The sequence below is a fragment of the Acinetobacter sp. FDAARGOS_724 genome, from assembly GCF_013364475.1.
In the GTDB taxonomy this organism is placed as follows: Bacteria; Pseudomonadota; Gammaproteobacteria; order Pseudomonadales; family Moraxellaceae; genus Acinetobacter; species Acinetobacter variabilis.
The window spans coordinates 2,095,657-2,111,192 of sequence record NZ_CP054908.1 but is presented as its reverse complement, the minus strand read 5'-3'; the positions used below and the strand labels follow the sequence as shown (position 1 = coordinate 2,111,192).

The window sequence follows — 15,536 nt, the reverse complement described above, 5'->3', positions numbered from 1 at the left end:
TTGTCTGAATTTATACCTTAGCTTTAGCCGGCATTTTCAACTTGATCTGCTGGGTTTCCTTGATCACTTCCATGACCGGATAACTACGGGTTTCTTTTACCCCCGGTAATTGCCACAAAATATCACCGGAGATTTTTCGGAATTCATCCATATTGGCACAGCGAATTTTCACTACGAAATCAAAGCCTCCACTGATCATATGACATTCCACAATATCGGGAATATGCTGTACCGCCTCGGAAAATTCTTCCAATACATTCGGTGTGGTTTTATCCAGCAGGATTTCGACAAAGACCACAAAACCGTTATTCAGCATAATTGGATTGAGCCGCGCTTCATAACCGAGAATAAATCCCTCCTTGGTTAGTTTTTGTACACGCGCCAGTACCGCAGTTGGTGATAGATTCACCATTTCTGCCAGTTTAATATTGGAAATTTTCGATTCAGACTGCAGCAAATCAAGGATGCGAATATCTATTCGGTCAAGGCTTAAATAAGGGCTATTCATTAGCATTATTCTCTAAAAATGATACAAACTATAGTGAGATATTCGTCAATTATTTTGGGATTATAGATTAAAACTCATTCAACTCAAAGAACCGTTTGACGCAGTACAGGAAGTCACTATGTCCACCACCCTACGCCCAAATTCGCACTCGAATGCCATGCAGCAGTCGAATTATATTGCTGAATTTAAGGATAAAAATGAATATGAACAGCGCATTAATTCTGCATGGCGACGTGCAGAATCCGAGTGCGTGGAAACCCTGCTGGAACATAGTGAAATTTCCTCTGAACTGACGGACAAAATCCAAAACCTGGCTTTTGATCTGGCGCATTCCTTGCGTGAACGTAAAGGTTCAGGTGGCAAGGCCGGCATTGTACAAGGGCTATTACAGGAATTTTCGCTGTCTTCTCAGGAAGGTATCGCATTGATGTGTCTGGCAGAAGCTTTGCTGCGTATTCCGGATACGGCGACCCGCGACCTGCTGATTCGTGACAAGATCAATCAGGGCAACTGGAAAGAACATCTCGGGCAAAGCCAGCTGATGTTTGTCAATGCTGCGGCCTGGGGACTGATGCTGACCGGAAAGCTGATGGAAACCCCACAACAGAAAAGCCTGTCAAGTCTGTTAACTGGCCTTTTGGCACGCAGTGGCCGTGGCATTATCCGCAAGGCGGTCGATGTGGCGATGCGTATGATGGGTGAACAGTTTGTGACTGGCGAAACCATTGATGAAGCACTGAAAAATGCCGAACGTCTGGAAGAAAAAGGTTTCCAATATTCTTATGACATGCTGGGTGAAGCAGCACTAACCGATCCGGATGCAGAACGTTATTATCAGGATTATCAAAATGCAATTCATGCCATCGGTCAGGCATCAACAGATAAAGATGTTTATAACGGCCCGGGTATTTCCATTAAACTGTCTGCGCTGCATCCACGTTATCAACGCTCACAGATGGATCGTGTGAATGATGAACTGTATAGCAAAGTACTGAATCTGGCGGTTCTGGCGAAAAAGTACAATATCGGTCTGAATATCGATGCGGAAGAAACCGAGCGTCTGGAAATTTCCTTAGAGCTTTTAGAACGCCTGTGTTTTGAACCTGAACTCAATAACTGGAAAGGCATTGGTTTCGTGATTCAGGCTTACCAGAAACGCTGCTTCTATGTCGTGGATTACATCATTGATCTGGCTAAACGCAGCCAGAAACGCCTGATGATTCGTCTGGTGAAAGGCGCTTACTGGGATAGCGAAATCAAGAAAGCTCAAATTGAAGGCATGTCAGATTATCCGGTATTTACCCGTAAAGTGCATACTGACCTATCCTATATTGCCTGTGCACGAAAACTATTAGCAGAACCGGACTATATCTACCCGCAATTTGCGACGCATAATGCGCAGACTGTTGCCACTATTTACCAACTAGCCAATCCAGAACGTTATTATACCGGTCAATACGAATTCCAGTGTCTGCATGGCATGGGTGAACCACTATACGAAAATGTGGTGGGTGACAAAGCTGCTGGAAAACTCGGTGTTCCATGCCGGATCTATGCACCTGTCGGGAACCATGAAACTCTACTGGCTTATCTGGTGCGTCGTCTGTTAGAAAATGGCGCCAATACTTCATTCGTGAATCGCATTGCCGACAAAAATTTAAAAGTCGAAGACCTGATTGAGAATCCACGTCAAACCATTTTAAAAGCAGCCCAACAGGAAAATGCCTTAGGTGCTAAACATCCGAAAATCCCTTATCCAAAAGATTTATACGGTGCTCTGCGATCAAATTCGTCCGGATTGGACCTGGCCAATGATGCAAACCTGCAAGCCTTAAATGAAGTTGCAACAGACTTAGCGAATAGTCAATTCCAGGCTGCTGCAATGGGTACTGCTTTCTCAGAAATCGATAGTAGTCATCCAGTACAGATTATCAATCCAGCACAGCATCAGGACGTTGTTGGTACTGTCTATGAAGCCACCACTGAACAGGCAGAAATTGCCCTGACTCAGGCAGTGAATGCACAAAGTTTTTGGAGTAATCTGCCAAAGAATGAACGTGCTGCTTGCCTAAACAAAGCCGCCGACCTGATGCAACAACGTTTACTGCCACTGATGGTTCTACTGTCTCGTGAAGCCGGTAAAACCTATGCCAATGCGATTGCCGAAGTTCGTGAAGCGATTGACTTCCTACGCTACTATGCTGGCCAGATGCTGGACCTGTCTAATGATGTACATATTCAGCCTTTAGGAACTGTACTCTGCATTAGTCCTTGGAACTTCCCGTTAGCGATCTTTACCGGACAGATTTCGGCGGCATTGGTTGCTGGCAATACAGTCATCGCAAAACCTGCTGAACAGACTCCGTTGATTGCCGCTCAAGCTGTGCAGATTCTCTGGGAAGCGGGTATTCCACAAGATGTACTGCAATTATTACCGGGTCGTGGTGAAACCATTGGTGCTCAACTCAGCCAAGATTCACGCATCCAGGGCATCATGTTTACCGGTTCAACCGAAGTAGCGAAGATTCTGCAAAAAACTGTCGCAGCACGCCTGAATCAGTTTGGCGAAAGCGTCACTTTAATTGCCGAAACTGGTGGTCAGAATGCCATGATCGTAGATTCGTCTGCGCTCACCGAACAGGTTGTGCTGGATGTAGTTAACTCAGCCTTTGACAGTGCTGGTCAGCGCTGTTCTGCCCTGCGTGTGCTCTGCGTACAGGAAGATAATCTAGATACCGTACGTAAGATGCTAAAAGGTGCAATGCAGCAATTGCGAGTCGGTAATCCGGTTCTACTCAAAATGGATATCGGTCCTGTGATTGATGCCGAAGCACAGCAAAACATCCAGGAACATATTGAGCAGATGCGCAGTAAAGGTCATAAAGTTCATCAACTAATGTTTAATCAGGATGCTTTTGATCTAGCTCAAGGTACCTTCATCCCACCAACTTTGATTGAACTGCCGAATTTGAATGATCTTGAACGTGAAGTCTTTGGTCCAGTGCTGCATCTGATTAGCTATAAAGCCGGTGAGCTGCCACAACTTCTAGATCAGATCAATAGTAAAGGTTATGGCCTAACCATGGGCCTACATACCCGGATTGATGAAACCATGCAAACCGTGATTTCAAAAGCGCATGTCGGGAACTTGTATATCAACCGCAATATTGTCGGTGCTGTGGTGGGTGTACAACCCTTCGGTGGTGAAGGTCTGTCTGGGACTGGTCCTAAAGCTGGCGGTCCACTTTATATCTACCGTTTAATGCATCAGGTGTCTGAGAAGAAACTGGCTCAGCCTTATGCCATGCAGCCTGCCCAAGCTTCCTTTGGAAATCCGGTGTTAGAGGACTTTAAGGCCTGGGTAAACAAGACTTTCCCAAGAGTTTCTTTGCAAGCTCCTGCTCAGATTACAACGGTACATAGCTTTAGCCTACAAGGTCCAACGGGTGAAGAAAACCAGTACATGATCTTGCCGCGTGAGAGTGTGTTATCACTAGCAGAAAATGATATGGATCAGATTCAGCAAATCTTGTCAATTTTATCGGTCGGTAGCCGTCCGGCTGTACTGGCAGACAATACTTTTATACTCAAGTATCTGCAAAGTATGCCCGCGAGTGTGGTGAAGGCCATTAAAGTTATCAAGGATATTGAATCAGGTGATTTTGAAGCTGTACTGCATCATGGCGAGACCTCTGCATTGATGGATTTGCAGCAACGTATTGCAAGACGACAAGGAGCTATTGTAGGTATCACGCATTTAAGCTCAGGAGATTATGAGATTCCAGTGGAGCGTTTCGTAATTGAACGTGCAATCAGTATCAATACCGCAGCTGCAGGTGGCAATGCCAGTCTCATGACCATGTCAGGTCTGTAAAAAGCTTTAGTACTGAGATTATTTTAATCCCTTTCCTCTTATGGCCAAATCTCTCCCCTTTGAAGATTTGGCCTTTTTTTTACTGCTTTTCCAACCTGTTTCCCTGAATAGTCTTAGGCAGAACAGCAAATTTTTGCTACCATCTTGGCTTTCAAAATATTTGCGATTTTTTACTGCATATGACCTCATCTTATCAGCAACAACTGGATGCCAAAGTTGAACGCATTAGCGCGCAATTTGCCGAATATCAACCACCTGCCCTTGAAGTATTTGAGTCGCCTGAACAGTACTATCGCATGCGTGCTGAATTCCGGATCTGGCATACTGAAGATGACCTGTTCTATGCCATGTTTGAGCGTGATGAGAACAATAATAAGAAAGTGATCCGTATTAATGAATTCCCTGTGGCTGACCGCAGTATTAATGACTTAATGCCGCAATTACTAGAAGCCTTCAAAGCCGATGCAACTCTGGGTCACCGCCTATTTGAAGTGCATTTCCTGGCAACACTCAAAGGTGAAGTACTGGTTTCCCTGATCTATCACCGCAAGCTGGATGAAAGCTGGGAACCTGCAGCTAAAGCACTAGCTGAAAAATTAAAGATCAAGCTGATTGGTCGTAGCCGTGGCCAGAAATTTGTCTTGAGCGATGAGTTTGTCGTAGAGGAACTCAGTGTATTTGACCGCAAATATCAGTACAAACAGATCGAAAGTAGCTTCACCCAGCCGAATGCACAAGTCTGCCAGAAAATGCTGGAATGGGCATGTAATGCCGCGCAGCAGTCTGATAAAGACCTGTTAGAGCTTTACTGTGGCAATGGTAACTTTACCCTGCCATTGTCTACCCGTTTCCGTCGTGCATTGGCAACTGAGTTGGCCAAGTCATCTGTGTATGCGGCTGAATGGAATATCGAGCAGAACGGTATCGACAATATTCAGGTAGCACGTCTATCTGCGGAAGAATTTACACAAGCTTTTAATGGTGATCGTACTTTCCGCCGTCTACAAGAAGCCAATATTGACCTGTCAACTTATGACTTCGATACGTTATTCGTCGATCCCCCACGTGCAGGGATCGATGATGAAACACTGAAACTGCTACAGCGCTTTGAACGAATCATCTACATTTCTTGCAATCCGGACACATTACATGACAATCTGAAACAACTGTCCCAAACCCATAAAATTACCAAGTTTGCCCTATTCGATCAGTTCCCTTATACCCATCATGTAGAGTCCGGAGTACTACTGGAAAAACGCTAAAAATATTGTTTCAATTTATTTTTTTGTTACATAAATGGAGCTTTTGTTAGCTCCATTTTTTATACATAAAATTAGTAACTTATCCATGAATTATCTTGTTTCAATCAAATAATATCGTTTAAAATCTCTTCTACAATCGAAAATTTAAAATACTGACTGCTGCTTTTATCACATAGGTCCTATTGCTTTATTTATTAAATTGGATATATTTCACCCTATGTTAGGTTGTGTATGAAGGCTCTATGAGTTTCTGGCAGAAGTTGTTTTCAGATGAACAACAAAATGAACACAAGAACCAGATTGCTTGTGTTGAAAATGATTGCTCTTGCAAGACAAATGAACAGCTCCTTGAAGCACTGTCTAAAGCAACTGATGAAGATATCATTATAGGAATCAAAAAAGTTCTAGCTTCTCGCGGTTACAGCCGTAAAGAACTCAATGAACTTCAGCACCTGCCGCTGCAATAAGCAGCTTAGGTCTTGATAAAAAGCATTTGCATACGCAAATGCTTTTTTTTATATCTATCATTTGGATTTTTGCCTACCCCTCTCTGCTTTCAATCAAATGGAACCTACTCCTTATATCTAAACCTAAGTGTCTATATCTTTATTTCTTTTCAAATATGCAGATTAGTGGCTTTCATCTTTGCTTAGGCTATTTAAATATTATAATTTTAGGTCTGCCTTAATCAGTTCACATACAGCATTTATAAGATTCAAGAAATTTAAGAATGACTGTCTAGATAACGAATTCTGGATAGAATTAAGCCCTAAAACATCGATTAATTCACAAAAAAACAGTACACTTGCTGTTTAAAATACACTTGTTGTTAAATGGCTTAATCTTTACATGCAGCGAACTAAACGGTTTCCCATAGGTGCGCATCTTATGGTTAAACATTTCGGTTATACTCATCACGGGATTTATGCCGGGCGTGGTCGTGTCATCCACTATTCCGGTTTTGCACATTTATTTAAGAAGCATCCAATTGAAATCACCTCAATTGAGAAATTCAGCAACGGCAAACCGATTCAGATCCAGTATTATGCTTCAGCAAAATACAAAGGCCGTAAAGTGGTTCGTCGTATGCGTTCCAGAATGCATGAAAATAACTATCACCTGATTATTAATAATTGTGAACATCTCTGTACTTGGGCAATCACTGGTGTAGAAAGCAGCCCGCAAGTCATTCAGATGATGAACCGTCTGACGACGATCGGTTATATCAGCTCCATGATGAGCTTTATGAATAGCCTTTTCCTGACCTTGACGACCACCTGTTTCGCTCTAGCCCTCTATATCAAGAAAAAGCTTCGTGACAAGGCCAAACAACGTTTAGAGCGATATCGTGAGCTACATGAGCAGGTCAAAAACAATAGCCCAGATCTTGGTAATCATTTAAAACATCGTTAAGGTTTTAGTTTCTTGCTATTAAAGTTTTTAAGATAGCTATTCAAAAATAATTTAAAAATAAGATGACTTTCATTTGATTTATTTAATGATTAGCCTTTCAATAAAATTTGATTTATTTAATGATTAGCCTTTCAATAAAATCAGTTTAAACCTAAGTTAAATAAGCTTTTTGGACTTTAATCGCTTCAGGTAGTTCTTGTCCTAAAGAACTCAGGGTTTCACGTTCGATCAATCTCACAATAGAGTCTAAAGGCAGATCATTATCCTGAAGCCCAAAAGGCTCTTCCAGTTCCGCACTCAGCTCATCTAACCCTAACAGCATATAAGCAATCAGGCCGACTAGAATCGGAGTCCATAAACCAAGACTGGCTTCCAGACTAAATGGCAGGATAAAACAGAAAGAATAAACAGCACGATGCAACAGCACCGAATAGGAAAATGGTAACGGCGTCGACAGGATCCGGTCACAACCCGCCTGTATATCGCCTAAAGTCACTGTATGCTGATTCAGGTTATTATAAATAATATCTGTGATTTTGCCCTGTTTATAGAGCAGAACCAAATCTTTCTGGATCTGTTCCAGTACCCATTGTGATGCATTGATATGCGTGGGCAATTGTTCATATGTAGCAGCTTCAAAACTAGTGTGGGCCTGGTAATGCTGAATACTTTGCTGTTGCTGTCTCAAACGGTCACGTAATAAATGAGTGAACAGCATCATTCGATACAACAGGATTTCACGTGACTGATCATCAAGGACGTAACTATCACGACATAAATGACGTGTCGTAGCAATCAGCGCTCCCCACAGCTTGCGTCCTTCCCACCAGCGGTCATAACAGGCGGTATTACGAAAGCTGAGAAAGATCGACAGAATCACCCCGAAGATGGTAAAGCCAATGGCTGGCACTGCAGGAAAGCTAAAAAAATGCGCCTGACGCAGATAAACTAGCAAGCCTGAAAGAAAAATTACCAGCCCCAAGGCAGGCAAAACTTTAGGCAAAATTGTGCCATGCCATGCAAACAGCAGACTAAAGCTATTACTTTTATCACGAACAATCATTCATTCTTCCCTGCCACGATTGAAAAAGCCCAACCTGAGTTGGGCTTTTTAGAGATTTAGCTTAAATTATTTGCCAGGTTTAAAGCTGTCTTTCAAATCCAGGATACGGTTGAATACTGGTTTGTTGCTTGTATGATCATATTGATCCGCTACAAAATAGCCTTCACGTTCAAACTGGAAACGATCTTCCGGTTTTGCTTGAGCCAGTGCAGGCTCAATAACTGCTTGAACCACTTTCAATGATTCAGGATTCAGATTCGCCAGGAAGTCATCACCAGTTTCTGGATCAGATTCAGTGAACAGACGATCGTAAATGCGAACTTCAGCAGGAACACCTTTGCTTGCAGATACCCAGTGAATCACACCTTTTACCTTACGGCCTTCAGGATTTTTACCTAAAGTTTCAGGATCGATTGAGCACTTCAGTTCAACTACTTCACCGTTCGCATCTTTAATCACTTCATCACATTTGATGACATAAGCATGACGAAGACGCACTTCACCGCCCAGAATCAGACGTTTGAAGCCTTTAGGTGGCTCTTCCTCAAAGTCTTTACGGTCGATATAGATTTCTGAAGTGAGCGGAATAATACGTTCGCCCATATCCACGTTTGGATGACGTGAATGAGTAAGATCCATATCCGCTGGCAGATTGGTTAAAGTCACTTTTAATGGATTCAATACTGCCATACCGCGAGCTGCAGTATTTTCTAAAGATTGACGGATGCAATATTCAAGCATTGCTACATCAACGATACTGCCATCGACTTTAGACACACCTACACGCTTACAGAAATCACGCAGACCTTCAGGGGTGAAACCACGACGGCGCATACCCACAACAGTCGGCATACGTGGATCATCCCACCCATTGACATAACCACCTTCAACCAGCTTGCGCAGCTTACGTTTAGAAGTGATGGTGTAATCAACATTCAGGCGGCTAGATTCGTACTGACGTGGCACAGATGGCGATTTAACTTTTTCCACCACCCAGTCATAGAATGGACGGTGATCTTGGAATTCCAGTGTACAAAGTGAGTGTGTAATGCCTTCAATCGCATCTGATAATGGATGCGCATAGTCGTACATTGGATAAATTTTCCATTTATCGCCAGTCTGGTGATGCGCAGAATGCAGAATACGATACAGAATCGGATCACGCATATGCACATTTGGCGAGTTCATATCTATCTTGGCACGCAATACCGCTTCGCCTTCAGCATATTCACCAGTGCGCATTTTTTCGAAACGCTCAAGGTTTTCTTCCACAGTCGCATCGCGTTGTGGCGAGTTTTTACCTGGCTCTACGAAGTTACCGCGGTTTAGCTTGATCTCTTCCGGAGTTTGTAGATCCACATAGGCATCGCCCTGTTCAATCAGTTGAATTGCCCATGCATATAACTGGTCAAAATAACTTGATGCATAGCGTGGTTCACCATTCCACTGGAAGCCCAGCCATTTCACATCATTGGCAATACCATCCACATATTCCTGCTCTTCTGCATCGGGGTTGGTATCATCAAAACGCAGGTTGCACAGGCCACCAAATTCTTCAGCAATACCAAAGTTCAGGCAGATCGCTTTAACATGACCAATATGCAAATAACCATTTGGTTCAGGCGGAAAACGGGTGACCACTTGCTGGGTACGGCCAGCTGCTAGATCGTCAGTAATCACCTGACGTACAAAGTCTAAGCCTGGTTGTTGTTCCTGCTGCTGCGCTGAATCGACTGCATTCTTATTTTGGGTCGGGTTGTCGGGCAGAGACGTCACAACATCATTTGGCTTCATGATTAATCATTCACTTCTAAAGTTAAAAAGGGATTAATGAATATGCAGTAGCTCACGCGGCCTAACTGTATTCACTAAATAAAGGTTCTTTAGTTTAACTATAGGTGAATGATCTCTCAACCGTTAACTTAGGTATTTGATTTCAATTCGTTCATTTTCAAATTGGAAAATACAATAGCTTACCAAATCGTAAAATATCCGCTTTTGACTGAGCCAACAGATCAGTGCATGCTCTTAGGGTCAGACAAGCTTTATAAAGACGAATGATCTCGAAGAAATGACTTTGTAAATCAATGCATAAATAAGATACGATTTTTATGTTTTTAACAAAGAAAATTATGTTTTTGCTTGCCTTGTCGATTGTAGTTTGCTTATGCTTCCTTCATTCAGAAAAAACCATGGCATTAGTCCATGATTAGGAGATTACACAATGAGTTTTCCTCAAGTCGAATTAAACACCAATAAAGGTCGTATTGTTCTTGAATTAAACGCTGAAAAAGCACCTAAAACAGTAGCTAACTTCTTGCAATATGTACGTGACGGTTTTTATGACGGCGTAATTTTCCACCGCGTTATTGATGGTTTCATGATTCAGGGCGGCGGCATGGATGAAAACTTCAAAGAAAAAGCAACACGGGATGCGATTGAAAACGAAGCTGACAACGGTTTAAGCAACGATGTAGGTACCATTGCAATGGCACGTACTCAAGCACCTCACTCTGCTTCTGCTCAGTTCTTCATTAACGTGAAAAACAACTCTTTCCTTAACCACACTGGCAAAACTGCACAAGGTTGGGGTTATGCCGTATTTGGTAAAGTAGTTGAAGGCATGGACGTTGTTGATGCAATCAAAGGCGTTCGCACTGGGAACCGTGGCTACCACGCTGACGTTCCTTTAGAGAACGTTGTGATCGAATCTGCAAAAATCATTTCTGAGTAATTTTAAATCCTCCCTAACCCTCCCTTAATAAAGGAGGGAACCACCATTTTTAAAGATGGTTTTTCTCCTCACTTTTACAGAGGGAGGTCGGGAGGGATTAAAAAAATAAGGAAAAGATTCGTGACCTATCTGTTTATCTCAGATTTACATTTGTCACCTGATCACCCTCGACTTGTTCGGGGGTTTTTAGATTTATTGGCAGCTTATCAGCATAAAAATACCCAACTGTATATTTTGGGCGACTGGTTCAATGCCTGGATTGGAGATGACTACACTGCTCCCTGGCTGGATGAAATCATCAGTGCTTTAAAACAGTTTAATCAAGCCGGCAATCAAATCTATTTTCTCATCGGTAACCGTGACTTTGCCTTAGGCCAAGATTTTCTGGATCAATTTTCCGGACAGCTTTTACCTGAAATGACCAGCTTAAATATAGGTTCACTCCGATATCGGATCGAACATGGTGATGCACTCTGTACCGATGATGTGTCCTATCAGCGTTTCAGAAAAGTCATCCGCCATCCCTGGATTTTAGGTTTTTTAAGAAAAATGCCACTTAGCTTTCGTACCAGACTCGCTAATGGTTTCCGCAAGAAAAGCCATGAAGCACAGCAATTGAAAAGCTATGAGGTTATGGATGTAAATCTAACTGCGGTAGAAGCTGCTCTCAAAGAAGCAGATGTACTGATTCACGGACATACTCACCGCGCAGCAATGCATGATGTAAATGGTAAAAAAAGAATTGTTTTAGGAGATTGGAAAGCTGATTATGCTGAGATTTTAGAGCTGCACAGCTCTGATATTGATATTCATAACATTCAGCTAAAAATCTGGCATTACCCATAAAAAAAAGCAACTGCGAACAGTTGCTTTTTATATTTTATTTAACTTAAACGATATAACTGGTTAAAACCAGTATAGAAACTTTTACCATCCAGATTAAATGGATATTGTTCACCGTTTTCAAGTTCAATCATCTTGCCCACATTGACCATAATCATACCATTGATGGTATTTTGCTGGCGTTGCATTGGTACAACTTTGACTTGAATTTCACAACCATTAATGGCGGTCGCGATAGACCATGTATTTAAATTTTTCAAAATATTCACTCATAATATGAGCTTTTTGTGATTAAACAAGGAGAGCTATAGACTAAAAATAAATCTTATTTCTGGGTTTGCTAGAGTTTTTTTAACAGGAAAACCTGTCGTTCGTGTATCACAATCAGCTAAAAATAAACCAGCGAAAACAGTATTCGCTTTAAAGTAATTATCTTATAACTCTTTTTTGACCAAATAGCAAAATTACATTGTAATGACATATGTCAAGAGTGGTATTTTTCAGATGCTTTTTCGCATATCTAAATGTCCAGTAAAGAAGTATTTCAACATATAAAACAAACCGATCAACATCATGATACTAAAGCCAGAGATCAAATCACCTGAATCAAGAAAGTTTAAAACTGCCAGATATCCAGTAACTAAGATATAAATCAGCATAAAGACGAATAAAATACATTGCCCTAAACGGTAACGTTGTTGCTTTTTTACCCATGGATCTGTTTTTGCTGCTCATAAAATACATCAATTTCTTCTGGTTTCATTTTTCAATCCCCACCCATATTATTTTTAAATTACTATAGTTAAAGTAGATAAAAAAAACTCTGACAAATCAGAGCTTTTATAAAATATCTTTTGTTTAAGTAATAAATATTGAGAAATCATAATTTACGACTCTCAGATATTTTTATGATCAATAACCGCCTTCTGACTTGATGACTTCAGCATCAGGTTTATATTTTGCCAAAAGTTCACGAAGCGAATTCATTAGCACACTGATATCAACACCCACTGCAACGAACTCAGTTCCAAGCGCCAGATATTTCTGAGTAGCTTCATGCTGAGTCGATAAAATCCCAGCAACCTTACCAGATGCACGAATCCGCTGAATGGCATCTACTACTGCTTTTTGTACTTCAGGATGGTTTGGATTCCCCTGATAGCCTATAGTCGTTGAAAGATCTACCGCCCCAATAAATACACCATCAATCCCATCGATCTTGAGGATTTCATCCAGATTTTCTAGACCTGTCACTGATTCGATCTGAATTAATAAACAGATATTTTCATGAGCAGTCTGGTAATAATTCGGGATACTGTTCCAGCGTGTCGCACGTGCTAATGTAGCACCCACACCACGAATTCCTTCTGGTGGATAGCGGACTGCTTTGACCATTAATTCGGCCTGCTCCACAGTTTCTACCATAGGAATCAATAAGGTCTGTGCGCCAATACCGAGTAACTGCTTGATCAGTTATACACTGCCTATTGGGGGGGCGTACTACAGCTTGCGATGAATAAGCAGCGATACTCTGTAATTGAGAGAGCGTTGTTCTTAAATCGCTTGGGGCATGCTCACCATCAATCAAGAGCCAGTCATAGCCTGCATTTGCCGCAATTTCTGTCCCATACGCCTCAGCTAGTCTGACCCACAAGCCAATTTGCTGCTGCGTCTTTAATTTACGTTTAAAGTAATTGGTATATTGCATCGGCCCACCTATCTTGCATGCTATTGCCTGAAGCTCTTATTAAACTCCTGTTACCAGAAACTGCCAATATACAAAAGCTTGCTTTTTATCTGATTTAACTCTTAGTTTTTCATAAAATTTCACTCAAGATTATATAAATATAGACTTTGCCGATGATGTTTTTATTGTAATAATCTTTTGATCAGAAAAATCTAGATGCCTAAAGCATATTTCTAAACGCCTTATCAAAAGATTGGAGTCCATCAATGGATTTACTCAAGATCGCTCAAACCCGTTATACCACTAAAGCTTACGACCCTAACAAGAAGATTCCAGCAGAACAATTTGAACGTTTATTAGAAATCTTACGCCTGACCCCATCTTCGATTAATATTCAGCCTTGGCATTTTTTTATTGCCGACAATGATGCCGCTAAACAGCGTATTGCCAAAGCACTAGTTGGAACTTATGCCTACAATGCTCCCAAAGTGCTGGACTCTTCACATACCATTTTATTTTGTACCAAAGCCGATATTGACGAGTTACATCTGGACAATCTGTTAAATCGTGATGATCTCAGTGGTCGTTTTAAAGATGAGAGCGCCAAAGAAGGTCAAAAGAATACCCGTACCGGCTATGTACATTATTATCGTAATGAAAAAGGTGATATTCAGCGCTGGGCAGAAAACCAGACCTTTATTGCACTGGGACAGATCTTACTGGCTGCAGGAAGTGAAGGTATTGATGCCACACCGATCGGTGGTTTTGATGAAGACATTCTGAGTGAGGAATTACAGTTAGCTGAACAAGGCCTGATTCCATCGGTACTGCTTACTTTAGGTTACCGCAGTGAAAATGATTTCAATGCCAAATTGCCGAAATCCCGCCTGCAAGCTGAAGATATTTTCACCAAACTGTAAGCATTTTATGTTATAAAAGGGGCCTAGTGCCCCTTTTCTTGTTAATTCGGGCCTAATTTTTGCTTTATTCTCCAAACATCCAACTAGAATAACAATTAGAGGTACCTATGTCTGTTTTACCGGCCAGCTCTTTAAAATTCGAATGCAAACACTGCGATAAGATCTATTTACATCACTATGCTAATGCCCAGCATCGTTATCCGCATTGTCCAGACTGCAAACAGGCCGGCTTATTACTTGGACGGGCTGAAAAAGAAGACCTGTTACGTTATCCGCTTGAATTTGCATCTTCCTATGTTAAACAGACATTGCATATGCTAGGCAAACAACACTAATCACGCCTAGAATCAGCCCGATCGTACTTGCAGGTTTGAGTCGTTCTTTAAAGATGAGCAAACCTGCAATCACACCAAAAATCACCACCAGAATATTCATACCCGCGAATACAATCGCTGGTGTATCTTTGAGCATCATGTGGGCTTTGACGTAAAAGGCGATATTGGCAAAGTTCAACACACCTAATAACAGACCAAAACTAATATCCTTGCCAGAACCCAGATGACGATATTGCAGCAGCAGATAGATCATCGACAGAATCATGGCGCAGATAAACATCAAGTTCAGTGCCACAGCAAATTGCAAACCGAGGCTGGTCGTATATTTCAATAAGACATCAATCAGTGCATAACCAAACCACACTAGGCCTAGAAAAAACATTCCCTGCTTGGAGCTTTCTGATGCCTGACGGTGTGAAAATAGAATGCACAGTACGGAACTTATGCCTAAGACAATACCCAGTATCTTGAGCTGGTTAAATTGTTCCTGAAAAATGAAATAAGCAGCGGCCAGTGATAATACCACTGATAATCGCTGGGCAATTTCAGTTTTTAAGATTCCTGCTGTTTGTAATGATTTGGCCAGAAATAGAAATACACTCGGTAATAAAACGCCAAGCGCCAGAATCAATAGCCATGGAGTCTGACTCATGGAAATATGCTGGATGTCTGGTTTGAACCAAAAAAAACACAATATGCTAGCTGTGACATAATTCCAGCTAATCATGTGGATTGGACTCATGCCTCTATTTTTAGCAATTTTTAAGAGTATTGAGACTGCAACACTACATAATGCTGCAATAAAAATCAGTTCCATATGCTGCTCTTATTCTTCATCTTGATTTATATATAAAAAAGCCCACATTCGCTGTGGGCTTTTTTTATAAATTATTCACA

Annotated in this window: 13 protein-coding genes and 1 pseudogene; 8 read left to right on the top strand and 6 right to left on the bottom strand. The window is 41.5% G+C overall.

Annotated features, from left to right (window positions below; translation table 11 throughout):
* Positions 1–10: 10 nt before the first annotated feature.
* Positions 11–508 (bottom strand): Lrp/AsnC ligand binding domain-containing protein, encoded by a 498-nt coding sequence (locus FOC32_RS11285; RefSeq protein ID WP_004786082.1) that lies wholly within the window; start codon positions 506–508, stop codon positions 11–13.
* Positions 509–626: 118 nt separating this feature from the next.
* On the opposite strand from FOC32_RS11285, the gene putA reads away from it, so the two are divergent.
* The 4 genes from putA to FOC32_RS11265 all read left to right on the top strand — a co-directional run bounded on the left by putA (position 627) and on the right by FOC32_RS11265 (position 7,057).
* Positions 627–4,382: a trifunctional transcriptional regulator/proline dehydrogenase/L-glutamate gamma-semialdehyde dehydrogenase gene (putA, locus tag FOC32_RS11280; RefSeq protein ID WP_175967480.1), complete on the top strand. Its 3,756-nt coding sequence runs from the start codon at positions 627–629 to the stop codon at positions 4,380–4,382.
* 179 nt (positions 4,383–4,561) lie between these two features.
* On the top strand, positions 4,562–5,644 hold the full coding sequence (gene trmA / locus FOC32_RS11275; RefSeq protein WP_175967478.1) for a tRNA (uridine(54)-C5)-methyltransferase TrmA: 1,083 nt from the start codon (positions 4,562–4,564) through the stop codon (positions 5,642–5,644).
* A gap of 242 nt (positions 5,645–5,886) precedes the next feature.
* Positions 5,887–6,111 (top strand): hypothetical protein, encoded by a 225-nt coding sequence (locus FOC32_RS11270; protein ID WP_004786091.1) that lies wholly within the window; start codon positions 5,887–5,889, stop codon positions 6,109–6,111.
* Between the two features lie 382 nt (positions 6,112–6,493).
* Positions 6,494–7,057 carry a lecithin retinol acyltransferase family protein gene (locus tag FOC32_RS11265; protein ID WP_175967476.1) on the top strand — a complete coding sequence of 188 codons (564 nt, stop codon included), beginning with the start codon at positions 6,494–6,496 and terminating at the stop codon, positions 7,055–7,057.
* Between the two features lie 151 nt (positions 7,058–7,208).
* Here FOC32_RS11265 and FOC32_RS11260 read toward each other — a convergent pair whose 3' ends face one another.
* Both FOC32_RS11260 and FOC32_RS11255 read right to left on the bottom strand, forming a co-directional pair.
* The gene (locus FOC32_RS11260; protein WP_175967474.1) at positions 7,209–8,120 is read right to left on the bottom strand and encodes a bestrophin family protein; all 912 of its coding nucleotides are present in this window, start codon (positions 8,118–8,120) and stop codon (positions 7,209–7,211) included.
* Positions 8,121–8,186: 66 nt separating this feature from the next.
* The gene (locus FOC32_RS11255; RefSeq protein ID WP_175967472.1) at positions 8,187–9,914 is read right to left on the bottom strand and encodes a glutamine--tRNA ligase/YqeY domain fusion protein; all 1,728 of its coding nucleotides are present in this window, start codon (positions 9,912–9,914) and stop codon (positions 8,187–8,189) included.
* Between the two features lie 430 nt (positions 9,915–10,344).
* On the opposite strand from FOC32_RS11255, the gene FOC32_RS11250 reads away from it, so the two are divergent.
* Both FOC32_RS11250 and FOC32_RS11245 read left to right on the top strand, forming a co-directional pair.
* Complete coding sequence (locus FOC32_RS11250) at positions 10,345–10,854, top strand: peptidylprolyl isomerase (RefSeq protein WP_004786097.1); 510 nt, start codon at positions 10,345–10,347, stop codon at positions 10,852–10,854.
* A gap of 120 nt (positions 10,855–10,974) precedes the next feature.
* Entirely contained in the window at positions 10,975–11,700 is a 726-nt protein-coding gene (locus FOC32_RS11245; protein ID WP_175967471.1) for a UDP-2,3-diacylglucosamine diphosphatase, read from the top strand.
* Positions 11,701–11,738: 38 nt separating this feature from the next.
* Here FOC32_RS11245 and FOC32_RS11240 read toward each other — a convergent pair whose 3' ends face one another.
* Positions 11,739–11,957: a hypothetical protein gene (locus FOC32_RS11240; RefSeq protein WP_004786100.1), complete on the bottom strand. Its 219-nt coding sequence runs from the start codon at positions 11,955–11,957 to the stop codon at positions 11,739–11,741.
* A 652-nt stretch (positions 11,958–12,609) separates the two neighbouring features.
* Positions 12,610–13,405 (bottom strand): annotated as a pseudogene (hpaI, locus tag FOC32_RS11235) (4-hydroxy-2-oxoheptanedioate aldolase).
* Positions 13,406–13,650: 245 nt separating this feature from the next.
* Here hpaI and nfsB point away from each other — a divergent pair.
* Together nfsB and FOC32_RS11225 are read left to right on the top strand one after the other, a co-directional pair.
* Complete coding sequence (gene nfsB, locus FOC32_RS11230; protein WP_175967469.1) at positions 13,651–14,304, top strand: oxygen-insensitive NAD(P)H nitroreductase; 654 nt, start codon at positions 13,651–13,653, stop codon at positions 14,302–14,304.
* Between the two features lie 107 nt (positions 14,305–14,411).
* Positions 14,412–14,639 carry a hypothetical protein gene (locus FOC32_RS11225; protein WP_005235329.1) on the top strand — a complete coding sequence of 76 codons (228 nt, stop codon included), beginning with the start codon at positions 14,412–14,414 and terminating at the stop codon, positions 14,637–14,639.
* Here FOC32_RS11225 and FOC32_RS11220 read toward each other — a convergent pair.
* Positions 14,602–15,456 carry a DMT family transporter gene (locus FOC32_RS11220; protein WP_175967467.1) on the bottom strand — a complete coding sequence of 285 codons (855 nt, stop codon included), beginning with the start codon at positions 15,454–15,456 and terminating at the stop codon, positions 14,602–14,604. The genes FOC32_RS11225 and FOC32_RS11220 overlap by 38 nt on opposite strands.
* Positions 15,457–15,536: the final 80 nt, after the last annotated feature.

Excerpts from the sequence above, each read along its gene's own strand:
- FOC32_RS11285 (WP_004786082.1), bottom strand. The coding sequence starts at position 508 with ATGAATAGCCCTTATTTAAGCCTTGACCGAATAGATATTCGCATCCTT.
- putA (WP_175967480.1), top strand. The coding sequence starts at position 627 with ATGTCCACCACCCTACGCCCAAATTCGCACTCGAATGCCATGCAGCAG.
- trmA (WP_175967478.1), top strand. The coding sequence starts at position 4,562 with ATGACCTCATCTTATCAGCAACAACTGGATGCCAAAGTTGAACGCATT.
- FOC32_RS11270 (WP_004786091.1), top strand. The coding sequence starts at position 5,887 with ATGAGTTTCTGGCAGAAGTTGTTTTCAGATGAACAACAAAATGAACAC.
- FOC32_RS11265 (WP_175967476.1), top strand. The coding sequence starts at position 6,494 with ATGCAGCGAACTAAACGGTTTCCCATAGGTGCGCATCTTATGGTTAAA.
- FOC32_RS11260 (WP_175967474.1), bottom strand. The coding sequence starts at position 8,120 with ATGATTGTTCGTGATAAAAGTAATAGCTTTAGTCTGCTGTTTGCATGG.
- FOC32_RS11255 (WP_175967472.1), bottom strand. The coding sequence starts at position 9,914 with ATGAAGCCAAATGATGTTGTGACGTCTCTGCCCGACAACCCGACCCAA.
- FOC32_RS11250 (WP_004786097.1), top strand. The coding sequence starts at position 10,345 with ATGAGTTTTCCTCAAGTCGAATTAAACACCAATAAAGGTCGTATTGTT.
- nfsB (WP_175967469.1), top strand. The coding sequence starts at position 13,651 with ATGGATTTACTCAAGATCGCTCAAACCCGTTATACCACTAAAGCTTAC.
- FOC32_RS11225 (WP_005235329.1), top strand. The coding sequence starts at position 14,412 with ATGTCTGTTTTACCGGCCAGCTCTTTAAAATTCGAATGCAAACACTGC.
- FOC32_RS11220 (WP_175967467.1), bottom strand. The coding sequence starts at position 15,456 with ATGGAACTGATTTTTATTGCAGCATTATGTAGTGTTGCAGTCTCAATA.